12 protein-coding genes are annotated in these 14,768 nt (G+C 65.8%); 2 read left to right on the top strand and 10 right to left on the bottom strand.

Features of this window, described 5'->3' with window-relative positions; translation table 11 throughout:
* Positions 1-6: 6 nt before the first annotated feature.
* The 8 genes from QLQ85_RS15010 to QLQ85_RS14975 form a co-directional block, all read right to left on the bottom strand.
* A complete protein-coding gene (locus tag QLQ85_RS15010; RefSeq protein WP_282739738.1) occupies positions 7-810 on the bottom strand; it encodes an FAD:protein FMN transferase in 804 nt (267 codons plus the stop codon).
* The gene (gene nqrF / locus QLQ85_RS15005) at positions 807-2,039 is read right to left on the bottom strand and encodes an NADH:ubiquinone reductase (Na(+)-transporting) subunit F (RefSeq protein WP_282739737.1); all 1,233 of its coding nucleotides are present in this window, start codon (positions 2,037-2,039) and stop codon (positions 807-809) included. Before nqrF ends, QLQ85_RS15010 begins: the two co-directional genes overlap by 4 nt.
* A 72-nt stretch (positions 2,040-2,111) precedes the next feature.
* Positions 2,112-2,729: an NADH:ubiquinone reductase (Na(+)-transporting) subunit E gene (nqrE, locus tag QLQ85_RS15000; RefSeq protein WP_282739736.1), complete on the bottom strand. Its 618-nt coding sequence runs from the start codon at positions 2,727-2,729 to the stop codon at positions 2,112-2,114.
* A gap of 1 nt (position 2,730) precedes the next feature.
* Positions 2,731-3,399: an NADH:ubiquinone reductase (Na(+)-transporting) subunit D gene (locus tag QLQ85_RS14995; protein WP_282739735.1), complete on the bottom strand. Its 669-nt coding sequence runs from the start codon at positions 3,397-3,399 to the stop codon at positions 2,731-2,733.
* Positions 3,400-3,401: 2 nt separating this feature from the next.
* Entirely contained in the window at positions 3,402-4,220 is an 819-nt protein-coding gene (locus tag QLQ85_RS14990) for a Na(+)-translocating NADH-quinone reductase subunit C (RefSeq protein WP_282739734.1), read from the bottom strand.
* The gene (locus QLQ85_RS14985) at positions 4,220-5,446 is read right to left on the bottom strand and encodes an NADH:ubiquinone reductase (Na(+)-transporting) subunit B (protein WP_282739733.1); all 1,227 of its coding nucleotides are present in this window, start codon (positions 5,444-5,446) and stop codon (positions 4,220-4,222) included. The genes QLQ85_RS14990 and QLQ85_RS14985 overlap by 1 nt, the downstream gene beginning before the upstream one ends.
* Complete coding sequence (locus tag QLQ85_RS14980) at positions 5,446-6,795, bottom strand: Na(+)-translocating NADH-quinone reductase subunit A (RefSeq protein WP_282739732.1); 1,350 nt, start codon at positions 6,793-6,795, stop codon at positions 5,446-5,448. Before QLQ85_RS14980 ends, QLQ85_RS14985 begins: the two co-directional genes overlap by 1 nt.
* Positions 6,796-7,107: 312 nt before the next feature.
* Complete coding sequence (locus tag QLQ85_RS14975) at positions 7,108-8,571, bottom strand: glyceraldehyde-3-phosphate dehydrogenase (RefSeq protein ID WP_282739731.1); 1,464 nt, start codon at positions 8,569-8,571, stop codon at positions 7,108-7,110.
* 213 nt (positions 8,572-8,784) lie between these two features.
* Here QLQ85_RS14975 and mfd point away from each other — a divergent pair, with 213 nt between their 5' ends.
* Together mfd and QLQ85_RS14965 are read left to right on the top strand one after the other, a co-directional pair.
* Complete coding sequence (gene mfd, locus QLQ85_RS14970) at positions 8,785-12,234, top strand: transcription-repair coupling factor (protein WP_282739730.1); 3,450 nt, start codon at positions 8,785-8,787, stop codon at positions 12,232-12,234.
* 194 nt (positions 12,235-12,428) lie between these two features.
* Positions 12,429-13,484: a L,D-transpeptidase family protein gene (locus QLQ85_RS14965; RefSeq protein ID WP_282739729.1), complete on the top strand. Its 1,056-nt coding sequence runs from the start codon at positions 12,429-12,431 to the stop codon at positions 13,482-13,484.
* Positions 13,485-13,619: 135 nt separating this feature from the next.
* Here the strand turns inward: QLQ85_RS14965 and QLQ85_RS14960 are convergent, their stop codons facing one another.
* Both QLQ85_RS14960 and QLQ85_RS14955 read right to left on the bottom strand, forming a co-directional pair.
* Complete coding sequence (locus tag QLQ85_RS14960) at positions 13,620-13,883, bottom strand: Lpp/OprI family alanine-zipper lipoprotein (protein ID WP_282721603.1); 264 nt, start codon at positions 13,881-13,883, stop codon at positions 13,620-13,622.
* Between the two features lie 177 nt (positions 13,884-14,060).
* On the bottom strand, positions 14,061-14,675 hold the full coding sequence (locus tag QLQ85_RS14955) for a L,D-transpeptidase family protein (RefSeq protein WP_282739728.1): 615 nt from the start codon (positions 14,673-14,675) through the stop codon (positions 14,061-14,063).
* Between the last annotated feature and the right edge of the window lie 93 nt (positions 14,676-14,768).

The raw sequence follows: 14,768 nt of genomic DNA, 5'->3' as shown, positions 1-14,768 counted from the left end.
CTTCGGCTATGCTTCGAGGTACGGCTCGAGCGCCGAACCATGATGAATTTCAATACCTTGTGGTGTTAAGACAACGATTCGAACCGGACGATCCGCGGCCTGCGCCACGGCATCGGGCCCGGCTGACATCAGTTCTCGGGCCTGGCGGTCGGCCTCGACGGCCGTGGGGGCCACCACGCTGACCGAGAGGAGTCGACGGGCCGCGGGCTGCTCGCCCGGTTCGCCACCCAGGGTGGCCTGCTGGAGCACAGCGGTCTTGGCATCGAGATGCACCAGGGCAGCATCGCCCAGCCTGAGCCCCGGCGCCCCCTCTCCCGGGAGTCCGGGCCGGTCGAGAGCCAGTCGCCAGGGGCGCCCGCCCGCTTGGCCTCGGGTACGCACCACCCCGCCCAGTTCCAGCATGGCATGCTCGATGCCATGGCCCTCGAGCAGCGCATCGAGCCGGTCGACCGCCAACGCCCGGGTCATCTGCAGCAGCACGTCCACCTGGGGCTCGTCGGCGCTCTCCGCCCCCGGGGAAAGCGCTCCGAGGGCGTGGCGCAGCGGCACCAGCCACAGTGCCAGCTCCTGTTCCAGGCCGACCAGTTCACCTTGGATGCCGGCCTTCAGGAGCTCGCGGGCGCCGTCGTCCAGGTCGGCATACAGGGTGATGTGATAGCCGGTATCGAGGGCCGTGCCCTCGAACTGGTGCAGCGGTGACTGGCTGCGGCACCCGACCAGCAGCGTCACCGGCAGCCACACCAGGGCAAACAGAAAGAGGGCCGGCCGCAAGGCCGGCCCCGTGTCTCGCCTCGCGGCGACGGAGATCATCCGCCGAAATCATCCAGCAGGATGTTCTCGGGCTCGACGCCCAGGTCGAGCAGCATCTTGATCACCGAGGCGTTCATCATGGGCGGCCCACACATGTAGTACTCGCAGTCCTCGGGGGCCGGGTGGTCCTTGAGGTAGTTCTCGTAGAGGACGTTGTGGATGAAGCCGGTCGGGCCCTCCCAGTTGTCCTCGGGCTGCGGATCGGAGAGCGCCAGGTGCCACTCGAAGTTGTCGAACTCTTCCGCCAGCTGGTCGTACTCGTCGTTGTAGAAGGTCTCGCGCCATGAGCGCGCACCGTACCAGAACGAGATCTTGCGCTTGGACTTCAGGCGCTTGAGCTGGTCGAAGATGTGGCTGCGCATCGGCGCCATGCCGGCACCACCGCCGACGAAGATCATCTCGGCGTCGGTGTCCTTGGCGAAGAACTCGCCGAAGGGGCCCATCACGGTGACCTTGTCACCCGGCTTCAGGCCGAAGACGTAGGTCGACATCAGCCCCGGCGGATGGCTGGTATTGGGCGGCGGGGTGGCGATACGGATATTGAACTTGAGGATGCCCTTCTCTTCCGGGTAGTTCGCCATGGAGTAGGCGCGGATGACCTCCTCGTTGTTCTTGTGGGAGATGTCAAACAGCCCGAACTTCTCCCAGTCGCCCCGGTACTCCTCCTCGATATCGAAGTCGGAGAACTTGATGTCGTAGGGCGGGGCCACCAGTTGCACGTAGCCGCCGGCACGGAAGGCCACTTCCTCGCCCTCGGGAAGCTTGAGGTTGAGCTCCTTGATGAAGGTGGCGACGTTGGGATTGGCGATGACCTCGCACTCCCACTGCTTGACCCCGAAGACCTCCTCGGGCACCTCGATCTTCATGTCCTGCTTCACCGGGACCTGGCAGGAGAGGCGCCAGCCGTCCTTCTTCTCGCGCAGGGTGAAGTGGGACTCCTCGGTGGGCAGGATGGCACCGCCACCCTCTTCCACCCGGCACTTGCACTGGGCGCAGGACCCCCCCCCGCCGCAGGCGGAGGAGAGGAAGATCCCATTGGCGGCCAGGGTGTTGAGCAGCTTGCCCCCGGCCTGGGTGGTCAGGGTGTGCTCGGGGTCGCCGTTGACCTCGATGGTCACGTCCCCGGTACTGACGAGCCTGCTGCGGGCAGCCAGGATCACCAGTACCAGGCCGATGACGACCACGGTGAACATGACCACACCGAGCAAGATGACTGTTGTATCAACCATGTCGGTTTCCTATTACTTGACGTTGCCTGGCTCCCGGCGACGCAGCACGCCGCCGGGAGAACACGACCTGCCTCAGAGCTGGATGCCGGAGAAGGACATGAAGCCCAGCGACATCAGGCCCACCGTGATGAAGGTGATGCCCAGCCCCTGCAGGGAACCGGGAACGTCGCTGTACTTGAGCTTCTCGCGGATGCCGGCAAGCGCCGTGATGGCCAGCGCCCAGCCGGTGCCTGCCCCCAGGCCGTAGACCACGGACTCGCCGAAGTTGTAGTTGCGCTCGACCATGAACAACACGCCGCCGAGGATGGCGCAGTTCACGGTGATCAGCGGCAGGAAAACGCCCAGGGCGTTGTAGAGCACCGGCACATACTTGTCGAGAAACATCTCCATGATCTGCACCAGGGCGGCGATGACGCCGATGTAGCTGAGCAGGCCCAGGAAGGAGAGATCGATGTTCTCGGCACCCGGAATCCCGGTCCAGGTCAGGGCGCCTTCGGACAGCAGGAAGGAGTAGACCAGGTTGTTGACCGGCACGGTAACGCCCAACACCACGATGACCGCGATGCCCAGGCCAAAGGCCGCCGAGACCTTCTTGGACACGGCGATGAAGGTACACATGCCCAGGAAGAACGCCAGGGCCATGTTCTCGACGAAGACCGAGGCAACGAACAGGCTGATGTAGTGTTCCATGTCAGACGGCCTCCTTCGGCTGGGTGTTGTGCTTCATCTTGAACTCGTTCTCTTCGATCTGCTCAGGGTTCAGCGAGCGCAGTACCCAGATGATCAGGCCGATGATGAAGAACGCCGAGGGCGGCAGCAGCAGCAGCCCATTGGGCACGTACCACCCGCCGTCCTGGACCGGATGCAGCACGGTGAAGCCGAACACGCTGCCGGAACCGAACAGTTCACGGAAGAAGCCCACGGTCATCAGGATGAAGCCGTAACCCAGACCGTTGCCGATGCCATCCAGGAAGGACATGCCCGGGGTGTTGGTCATGGCGAAGCCTTCGGCGCGCCCCATGACGATACAGTTGGTGATGATCAGGCCAACGAACACCGAGAGCTGCTTGGACATCTCGTAGGCGTACGCCTTGAGGATCTGATCCACCACGATCACCAGCGAGGCGATGATGGTCATCTGCACGATGATGCGGATCGACGACGGAATGTGATGCCGGATCAGCGACACGAACAGGTTCGAGAAGGCCGTGACGAAGATCACCGCCATCGTCATGACCAGCGACACGCTCATGCTGGTGGTCACCGCCAGCGCGGAGCAGATGCCGAGCACCTGCAGCGCGATGGGGTTGTTCTTGAACACGGGCGTCGTCAGGACGCCCTTCGGGGTAGCGGCTGACATGATCAGGCTCCTTCAGCTTCGAGTTCGACATCGGCATCCTGAGCATCCTGCTGCTCGATCCCGCTGCGGAATTTCGCCAGGTACTCGCCGAAACCTTCGGGGCTCAGCCAGAACTGCAGCATGTTGGTCACGCCGTTGCTGGTCAGGGTGGCGCCGGAGAGACCATCGACCTGATGCTCGCCGCTGCCGCTGCCCTTGGTGACGCGGATGGCCGGGACCGTGCTGTCCTCCTCATCGAAGATCTGCTTGCCTTCCCACTGGGCCTGCCAGCGCGGGTTGTTGACCTCGGCGCCCAGCCCCGGGGTCTCGGCGTGCTCGTAGTAGGTGATGCCGACGATGGTGTTGCCGTCGCCCTCCACGGCCAGGAAGCCTCGCATCAGGCCCCACAGCCCCTGGCCACGGATCGGCAGGATGATCTGCTCGGGATCCTCCTCGTCACCGACCAGATAGACGGTGGTAAAGTGCTCGACTCGGGTCAGGCCGGCGGGATCGCGCTCGCCGGACAGCACCCGCGAGGCCGCCGGGTCGCGACGCGCCTCGAAGCCGTCGTAGGTGGCCGGATCGAACTCCTCTGTGTACTCGCCGGTACGCATGTCCACCACCCGCGGGGTGACAGCCGACTCGAACGTCTCGTTCACGTCCATGCCGGGCTCGTAGAGGTTGGCCACGTTGAGGATGTTGGTCTTGCGGTCGAGTTCCTGGTTGAACTGCTGCTTGGCGCGTAGCGCCACCGCGGCAGTCGAGACGATGACCGAACACACGATGCAGAGTGCGAACGCCACCGTCAGGATCTTCTTGATGGAGTTGTTGCTCTGTGCCATCAGGCGGTCTCCTCGGCCGACGCACCGGTGCGCTGCATACGGCGCTTGATGTTGGCCTGTACAAAGAAGTGGTCGATGAGCGGGGCGAACAGGTTGGCGAACAGGATCGCCAGCATGATGCCTTCGGGGAATGCCGGATTGACCACGCGGATCAACACGGTCATCACGCCGATCACCACCCCGAAGATCAGGCGACCCGGATTGGTCATCGAGGCGGACACCGGATCGGTGGCCATGAACACCATGCCGAAGGCGAAGCCGCCGATCACCAGGTGCCAGTACCAGGGCATGGCGAACATCGGGTTGGTGTCGGAGCCGATCAGGTTGAACAGCGCACTGGTCGCCACCATGCCGAGGAAGGTCCCCAACATGATTCGCCACGAGGCGATCTTCGTCCACAGCAGCACCGCCGCGCCGATGAGGATGGCCAGCGTCGATACCTCGCCCACCGAGCCGGGGATGAAGCCGAGGAAGGCATCCCACCAGCTGTACTGGCTGGAGAGTGCCGCCATGCCTTCCTGGAAGCCGATGGAGAGGGGCGTCGCACCGGTGAAGCCGTCGGCCGCCACCCACACTGCTTCACCGGAGATCTGCGCCGGATAGGCGAAGTAGAGGAAGGCGCGCCCGGTCAGCGCCGGGTTGAGGAAGTTCTTGCCGGTACCACCGAAGATCTCCTTGCCGATCACTACACCGAAGGTGATGCCGAGCGCTACCTGCCACAGCGGGATGGTGGCCGGCAGGATCAGGGCATAGAGCACCGAGGTGACGAAGAAGCCCTCGTTGACCTCATGGCCGCGCTTGACGGCGAACAGCACCTCCCAGAAGCCCCCCACGACGAACGTCACCAGGTAGATGGGCAGGAAGTAGGTCGCGCCGAGCACGAAGTTGGCCCACAGGCTGTCGGGGTTGTGGCCGCTGGCGAGGATCATCATGATCGCCTCGCGCCAGCCATCCATGGAGGCGTAGCCGTCGGCGATGGCCAGGTTGGCCTGCCAGCCGGCGGCCCACATGCCGAAGAACATGGCCGGGAAGGTGCACAGCCAGACGGTGATCATTATGCGCTTGAGGTCGATGCCATCACGCACGTGGGCGGTGGTCTTGGCCACGCTGGGCGGCGCATAGAAGATGGTGTCTACCGCCTCGAACAGCGGGTAGAACTTCTCGTACTTGCCGCCCTTGTGGAAGTGCGGCTCGAGATTGTCGAGTGTCTGTCGGATAGCCATCATCAGGCCTCTTTCTCGATCAAGGTGAGGTTGTCGCGCAGGATGGGACCGTACTCATACTTGCCGGGGCACACGTAGGTGCACAGGGCCAGGTCCTCTTCATCCAGCTCCAGACACCCGAGCTGCATGGCAGTCTCGATGTCACCGACGATCAGCGAGCGCAGCAGCTGCGTGGGCAGGATGTCCAGCGGCATCACTTCCTCGTAGACCCCCACGGGCACCATGGCCCGCTCGGAACCGTTGGTCGAGGTGGTCGGCGCATAGTTCCTGAGGCCGGTGAACTTCGACAGATAGATCCCCAGGACCGAGTGGCGGTTGGCGCCGAGCGACATCCAGCCCATGAAGACGCGCTTGTTGCCCTCTTCCAGCAGGCTGAGCTGGTTGTGGAAGCGACCCAGGTAGCGCAGGCTCCCCTCGCAGGTAAACCCCGAGAAGACCGATCCGGAGATGACGCGGGTACCATCGGGGTCGACCACCTCACCGGCCAGCAGCTCGTCGGTGCTGGCGCCGATACGGGTACGCAGCAGGCGCGGCTTCTCGGCACGCGGGCCACCCACGGCGACGACCCGGTTCACGTCGAGCTTGCCTTCGGCGAACAGCTTGCCGAAGGCGATCACGTCCTGATAGCCGATGTGCCAGACCCGCTTGTGCAGGCCGACCGGCGACAGGTGGTGGATATGGGTGCCGACCAGGCCGGCCGGGTGCACGCCGCCGAAGGTCTCGACCTGCACGCCCTGGACGTCGCCGCCGGGAAGGCGCGCGTCGGGCGCAGTACACAGGAAGACCTTGCCTTGGGTTAGCTTAGACAGAATCTTGAGCCCATCCTCGAAGGCTTGCGGCTGCTCGTTGATGATCTCGGCCGGATCGCCGCACAGCGGATGGGTGTCGATGGCGGTGACGAAGATGTCCGTCGGCGTGCCGTCGACGGCCGGCGTGCGTGAATAGGGACGGGTGCGCAGCGCGGTCCACAGGCCGGATTCGACCAGTTGCTCGACCACGACCTGGCGCTCCAGGCTCTCGAGCTTGTCACGTCCATGGGCGGTGAATTCGACCGCCTCCTCGTTCTCGTCGACCTTGATCACCACCGACAACAGCTTGCGCTTCTCGCCACGGTTGATGGCCACGATCTCGCCGGCGGCGGGCGCCGTGAAGCGCACGCCTTCGATCTTCTTGTCGGTGAAGAGCAGCTGGCCCAGCTTGACTCTCTCTCCCTCCCGGACCTCCATGGTCGGCTTCATGCCGACGTAGTCGGTACCCAGGATCGCCACGTGACGCACCGGGCGCGCATCCTCGATGCGCTGCTCGGGCGTCCCCGTGATGGGGAGATCCAGGCCTTTCTTGACTTCGATCATAGTCTCGCCCAGTTGATGGATCGGATATACGAAGAAAGGGGTTCGAATGGATTCGAATTCTTGTGGTGTCAGTACGTTACCAGTCAGGCCCGAGGCGAGCTCGGACCACCCCGAAAAATCCCCGGTATTATAAAGACAAGCCTGGGTGATGACCACCTGCCTGAAAGTCGCAGACGATGGCCCGAAGCAAGGGAAAAATTGTCGCAGGCTGTGGAATCTGCGTTGAAAACGCCGCCGGAGCAGCGGGTCGAGGGAGGGAGGACGACCAATGTCTCGCACCACCCCTCGCTGGAGGGGCGGCGCGGTCAGGACTTACGGCTGGGAGCGGGGCAGCTTGAGGAAGCGCACGTTGGAGACCTGCTGCAGGATGCGCACGACCTGGCAGCTGTAGCCGAACTCGTTGTCGTACCAGACGTAGAGCACGGCGTGCTTGCCGTTGGCGATGGTGGCCTTGGCATCGACGATGCCGGCATGGCGGTTGCCGACGAAGTCGGACGACACCACCTCGGGCGAATCGACGTAGTCGATCTGCTTCTGGTAGGACGAGTCGATCGACATGCGACGCAGGTAGTCGTTGAGCGCCGCGACGTCGGTCTCCTTCTCCAGGGTCAGGTTGAGGATCGCCATGGAGACGTTGGGCGTCGGCACGCGGATGGCGTTGCCGGTCAGCTTGCCGGAGAGCTCCGGCAGCGCCTTGGCCACCGCCTTGGCGGCGCCGGTCTCGGTGAGCACCATGTTGAGCGGCGCGCTGCGGCCGCGGCGATCGCCCTTGTGATAGTTGTCGATCAGGTTCTGGTCGTTGGTGTAGGCGTGGACCGTCTCCACGTGGCCGTGGGCGATGCCGTACTCGTCGTTGAGCACCTTGAGCACCGGCACGATGGCGTTGGTGGTACAGGAGGCCGCCGACAGGATGCGATCCTCCTGGGTGATGTCTCCATCGTTGATGCCGAAGACGATGTTCTTGACATCCCCCTTGCCCGGGGCGGTCAGCAGCACCTTGGCGACGCCCTTGCACTGCAGATGCTGACCGAGGCCCGCCTCGTCGCGCCAGATACCGGTGTTGTCCACCACCACGGCGTTGTCGATGCCATAGGTGGTGTAGTCCACGTCGACCGGAGAGTCGGCGTAGATCACCTGGATGACGTTGCCGTTGGCGGTGATGGTGCGCGCCTCGGCGTCGACCTGGATGGTGCCGTCGAAGGGCCCGTGCACGGAGTCGCGGCGCAGCAGGCTCGCCCGCTTCTCGAGGTCCTGGGCGATGTCGCCGCGGCCACGCACGACGATGGCCCGCAGGCGCAGCAGGTTGCCGCCACCGGCCTTCTCGACCAGCACCCGGGCCAGGATGCGCCCGATGCGGCCGAAGCCGTAGAGCACCACGTCCTTGGGCTCGCCGTTACCGCGGCTCGGGTCGTGGGCATCGACGATCTCGGCGAGCTCCTCGCGCAGGAAGGCCAGGGCGTCACCACCGCCGCGCCTCTTGAAAGCCACGCCGAGCTTGCCCACGTCGACGTGGGCCGGGCCCAGGTTGAGCTGGGCCATCGCCTGGACCAGCGGGAAGGTGTCCTGCACGGAGAGCTCGGTCCCCTCGATCTTCCTGACGTAGCGATGGTCCTTCAGGATGCGGATTACGCTGCGGTTGAACAGCGAGCGTCCGTAGAGGGTCGTGACCACGTTGTTGTGACGGTAGAGGCTGCCGATCAGCGGGATCATCTGCTCGGCGGTCGCCTGGTTGTCATGCCATGCCTGGAAGACGGTATCGAGGGGTTGCTGACTCACGGGAAGCCTCTCTGATGGTGTAAGGAATCGCCCTCATTATCGGGGGCCCGTCCTGCGGGGGCAATCGCAGTATGGTCGCAGCCGCTGTAGGGGGATTACAGGAAACGGCGTTTGACTACAAGCGCGCCATGGGGCTGGTATGATGGCCCCGGGACCCGGCCGACACCCGTCGCGGGCGGATTCTCGCCTCACCGTTACCCAGCCGAAGAGACCATGCCGAACTTCTCGCCGCTCGACCCGCCAAGGCCCCAGGGCCTGCGTGACACCCTCTACTGGCAGACGCCACCGGGCAGCGCCAGCGCCCTCGCGCTGGCGCGACTGGCCAGCGACACGCCGCTGCTGGTGATCACCGCCGACACCGCCCAGGCCCAGCGCCTGGAGAACGACCTGTGCTTCTACTCCCGGCTGCCCGTGCTGCCCTTTCCCGACTGGGAGACCCTACCCTACGACAGCTTCTCGCCCCACCAGGACATCGTCTCGGCACGGCTGCGCACCCTGCGCCTGCTGCAGGACGGCGAGCACGGCATCGTGCTGGTGCCGATCAATACCCTGATGCAGCGGCTGCCGCCGGTGGAATACATCGCCGGGCGCGTGCTGACCCTGGAAGTCGGCATGCGCCTCGACCGCGAGGGGTTTCGCGAGAGCCTGTCCCGGGCCGGCTACCGGGCGGTGGAGACCGTCTTCGAGCCCGGCGAATACGCCCTGCGCGGCGCCCTGATCGACCTCTTCCCCATGGGCAGCGAGGCGCCGCTGCGCATCGACCTGTTCGACGACGAGGTCGACACCCTGCGTCGCTTCGACCCCGATAGCCAGCGCAGCCAGGACAAGGTCGAGCGCGTCGAACTGCTGCCGGCCCACGAGTATTCGCTGTCGCGCTCGGCCATCGCCTGTTTCCGCGAGGGCTTCGAGACCCTGTTCGACGTCGACCCGCGCCAGTGCCCGCTCTACGTCGATGCCCTCAAGGGCATCCCCTCTCCCGGCCTGGAGCAGTACCTGCCGCTGTTCTTCGACCAGACGGCGACGCTGTTCGAGCACCTGGCCGAGGGAACCCGGGTGGCCCTGCTGCCCGGCGTCCTCGAGGCCGCCGAGCACCATTGGGCGTCCATCGAGAGCCGTTTCGAGAACCTTGGCGTCGATCCCACCCGGCCACTGCTGCCGCCCCATCGCGCCTTCGTGCCGGTGGCCGAGGTGTTCGGTGCCATCAAGCGCCATCCGCGGGTCGCGCTGACCGACGACATCGACCATCGCCATGCCCACCCGGTGGCGGCCGTGGCGCCTCCCGACGTGGCGGTGAACGCCCGGGCCAGGCAGCCGCTCGCCGCCCTGGAAGGCTTCCTCGCCGCGCACACCGCCAGTCGGGTGCTGTTCGTGGCCGAGTCACGCGGGCGACGCGAGGCGATGGAAGAGACCCTGGCGCCGCTGCACCTGGACCTGCCCCATGTGGAGGACTTCGACGCCTTCCTCACGGGCGAGACGCCGCTGGCGATCACCGAGGGCGAGATCGACGCCGGCCTGTGGCTGACCGCCCCGGATCTCGCAGTGATCAGCGAGACCGAGCTGTTCGGCGAGGTGGTGCGCCAGAGCCGCCGACGCGAGAAGGCCACCGACGACGGCGAACTGGCGATCCGTCACCTCTCCGAGCTCCGCCCGGGCGCCCCGGTGGTGCACCAGGCGCATGGCGTGGGGCGCTACCTCGGGCTCGAGACCATCGAGGCCGGCGGCCAGGCCGCCGAGTTCGTCGCCCTGGAGTACGCCGACGGTGCCCGCCTCTATGTTCCCGTCGACAGCCTGCACCTGATCTCCCGCTACGCCGGGGTCGACGACGAGCTCGCCCCGCTGCATAGGCTCGGGTCCGAGCAGTGGGACAAGGCACGCCGCCGCGCCGCCGAGAAGATCCGCGATACCGCCGCCGAGCTGCTCGACATCTACGCCCGCCGCGAGGCCCGGGAGGGCTTCGCCTGCGCGCCCCCTGACGCCGACTATGCCCGCTTCGCGGCCAACTTCCCCTTCGAGGAGACGCCGGACCAGCGCGCCGCCATCGCCGCGGTGATCGCGGACATGACCGCGCCTCGCCCCATGGATCGCGTGGTGTGTGGCGACGTCGGCTTCGGCAAGACCGAGGTCGCCATGCGTGCCGCCTTCCTCGCCGTGCACTCCGGCCGCCAGGTGGTGGTGCTGGTGCCCACTACCCTGCTCGCCCGCCAGCACTTCGAGAACTTCCGCGACCGCTTCGCCGATACCGCCGTGCAGATAGAGCTCATCTCGCGCTTCACCGCCGGCAAGGGCCAGGCCGAGTCGCTCAGGCGGATCGAGGGGGGCCAGGCGGACATCGTCATCGGCACCCACAAGCTGCTGTCGAAGAGCATGAAACTGCCCAACATGGGGCTGCTGGTCATCGACGAGGAGCACCGCTTCGGAGTGGCCCAGAAGGAGCGACTCAAGAGCCTGCGCGCCGAGGTCGACATCCTCACCATGACCGCCACGCCGATTCCGAGGACCCTGAACATGGCCATGAGCGGCATTCGCGACCTCTCGATCATCGCCACACCGCCGGCCCGGCGCCTGTCGGTGAAGACCTTCGTCCAGCAGCGCGACGAGGCGGTGATCAAGGAGGCGATCCTGCGCGAGATCCTGCGCGGCGGCCAGGTGTACTTCCTGCACAACGAGGTCAAGACCATCGAGACCGCCGCCGAGAGGATCCGCGAGCTGGTGCCCGAGGCCCGCGTCGGGGTGGCCCATGGTCAGTTGCCGGAACGCTCGCTGGAACGGGTGATGTCGGACTTCTACCACAAGCGGTTCAACGTGCTGATCTGCTCGACCATCATCGAGACCGGCATCGACGTGCCCAGCGCCAACACCATCGTCATCGAGCGCGCCGACAAGTTCGGCCTGGCCCAGCTGCACCAGCTGCGTGGCCGGGTCGGACGCAGCCACCACCAGGCCTACGCCTACCTGCTCGCCCCGCATCCTCGGGCCATGACCCGTGACGCGGTCAAGCGCCTCGAGGCCATCGCCGGCGCCGAGGACCTGGGTGCCGGCTTCACCCTGGCCAGCCACGACATGGAGATCCGCGGTGCCGGCGAACTGCTCGGCGAGGAGCAGAGCGGCCAGATGGAGGCCATCGGCTACGGCCTCTACATGCAGATGCTCGACCGGGCGGTGAAGGCGATCCGCGCCGGCAAGACCCCCAACATCGAGGCACCGCTGGACGAAGGCGTGGAGGTGAGCCTCAACCTGCCGGCACTGATCCCCGACGACTATCTGCATGACGTGCAGCAGCGCCTGGTGATGTACAAGCGCATCGCCAGCGCCGCCGACGAGGCCGAGCTCAAGGAGCTGCAGGTGGAGATGATCGACCGCTTCGGCCTGCTCCCCGCGCCGGTGAAGACCCTGATCCGCCAGACGAAGCTGCGCCAGCGTGCCGAGACGCTGGGTATCGTGCGCCTGGAGGCCGGCGCCGCACGCGGCCGGGTGATCTTCGGTGGCCAGACGCGAGTCGACCCCCTGACCCTGGTCGAGCTGATCCAGCGCGCGCCCGACCGCTATCGCCTCGATGGCGCCGACACCCTGCGCTTCGAGGCGAACATGGAGCAGGAAGACGCGCGCTTCCAGGTGGTCGAACGACTGCTCGAGGCCCTCAACCGCAAGGCCGAGGCGGCCTGAACGAGATTTTGTCCCCGGCGCTCTGGCGCACCGCCGCGCGGCAGGGCAATCTATACTGTCAGCCAAGCGGGACATCGCAGCCTGACTCCCTGGCATCGCCGACAAGGACACCGGCGATGCCGTGACAACCGTCATGACCGGCAACGGACCCCCAGCGTCCACCCGGACGACAGCACTACGAGATGATGACGTCGATGAAGCACTCAAGACTGGCCAGCCGCACGGCGACGGAACTCCTGACCCTGGGCCTCGCCGCCGCCCTGGCAACCGCCATGCTCCCCGGCGCCGCCCTGGCCGAGGAGCAGGAACTGGCGCGCGGCCACTATCCACTGCCCGAGACCGGCAACGTGATCGGCGAGGTCTATACCGTCACGGTCGAGGAAGGCGATACCCTGATCGACATCGCCCGCGAACACAACGTGGGGTATGAGGCGATCCGCATGGCCAACCCGGAGGTCAGCCTCTGGGCCCCCTTCGCCGGCACCGAGGTCGTCATCCCGAACCAGCACATCCTGCCCGACGCGCCGCGCGAGGGCATCGTGATCAACCTCTCCGAGCTGCGGCTCTACTACTACTCGAGCGAGGACGTGGTCGAGACCTACCCGATCAGCGTGGGCCGCGACGGCTTCGCCACGCCGGTGGGCGTGACCAAGACCACCGTCAAGGTCAAGGACCCGGCCTGGTCGCCACCCAGCTCGATGCGTGAGGAAGCCGCCGCCCGCGGCGAACCGGCGCCTGAGGTGGTGCCACCCGGCCCGGACAACCCCCTGGGCCGCCACGCCATCCTGCTCGGCCTGCCGAGCTACCTGATCCATGGCACCAACAAGCCCGACGGCGTCGGCATGCGCGCCAGCCGCGGCTGCATCCGCATGTTCCCCGAGGACATCGAGTCGCTCTACGAGCGCGTGCCGAGCGGTACCAAGGTGAACATCATCGACCAGCCCTTCAAGGCGGGCTGGTCGGCAGATGGCGTGCTCTACGCCCAGTCCTTCCCGCAACTGGAGGAGAACGAGGGCACCTTCGAACCGATCCTCAACGCCCTCGAGGTGGTGACCCGCGCCTTCGGCGAGGAACAGCCCCCGGTCGACTACGCCATGCTGCGTGGCGTGGTGGAGAGCCCGGACGGCAGCGTGGTCTCCCTGCTGCGCCAGGCCGAGGAGGAGCCCACCCCTGCCGCCCCGCAGCCCGAGGAAGCCGACGGGCTGTTCCAGGAACTCGAGCTCAGCGCCCTGGGCGGCCACCTGAACTGACCCTCGAGGCAGGCTTCGCCCGCCGAGACCTGCCCCGGACGGTGACGGCAGAAACGAGAAAACCCCGCCGAAGCGGGGTTTTCTCGTACTGCAGAACCGCCACCATCCATGGATGATGCCGGCACTCCGGCAGAATTACTTCTGCATGGAGCGCTGGAACATGCGGTTCATTTCCTCACGGTTCTGCTCGGACATCTGCAGAGCCGCCTGGGCGTCACGCTGCGCCTGGTTGGCGGTGTTCTGGGCCTGAGTGGCGATGCTGCGTGCTTCAGCGGCGTCGGCCTGGGCGGCTTCGGCAGTCTGACGCACTTCTTCCAGGGCGCTGGTGGAAGCACAGCCAGCCAGGATGGCCAGGGAAGCAGCAGCGGCGGTCAGCTTCAGGGTGGTCTTCAGAGTCATGGTGTTCTCCTTGAGTCTTCCTTGGGTAGTGCGTTGGTGATGCCTGGGATCAGGCTTCCTGCTCATGCAGGATTTTCTTGCAGCGACTTCTGCTGCTAAGCACAGGAGTCAAACGCTGTTTTATTATACACAACGGCGCTTGTCCATAGCTTTGAACGTCCCTTGCGCACGTAAAGCCTAGCGGATCACGACGCGAGTGCCAATGTCGATCAACGCGGCCAGCCGCTCGATCTGCGCATCGGTCACCGCCACACAGCCCTGGGTCCAGTGGAAACGGCGATGGATATCGGGGTCGCCCTTGCCGATGCCGTGGATGCCGATGGCCCCTCCCAGGACGGTCTGCTGCGGAGGATGGCCGCGACGGCGATAGTAGTCGAAATAGTCGTCGTAGTCCTGCTGGCTGTAGATCCCCTCCTCCAGTGCCAGGCGGGCATGGGCCGGCGTAGGGTAATCGAGTCCGATGAAGATGTGCCAGTCGCTCTGGCGGTTGAAGCGATTGACGCGAAATTCCCCGAGCGGGGTCGCGTTGTCGCCTTGCGTCCGCTGGATCCTGGCCCCGCCACGGCCCAGGGAGATCGGCGCGAATCGCTCGACCTGGGCATTGCCACGATAGACGGTCAGGGTCGCCTCGCGGTCGTCGACCAGCACCCAGAGCTCGTCCGGGTACTTCGGCACATGGGCACGCGACAGCAGGGTCTCGATCAGATCGGCCCGGGCGGCATCCGCGCCCAGCAAGGCGAACGGAGCGCTCAGCGCCATCAGGGTGAAGCGGCGGCGAGACAACGGGGTCATCGGGTGATTCTCGACAGCATTGAGGGGTACGCGGGGTGGCCAGTTGATGCCGTTATAACGTACTCCGCGCGCCCCTGCCAGAGGTTCCATCTC

The organism is Halomonas kalidii, from assembly GCF_030010475.1.
Lineage (GTDB): Bacteria > Pseudomonadota > Gammaproteobacteria > Pseudomonadales > Halomonadaceae > Halomonas > Halomonas heilongjiangensis.
The sequence above is the reverse complement of the archived record's forward strand: the minus strand, read 5'-3'. Positions and strand labels throughout refer to the sequence as shown.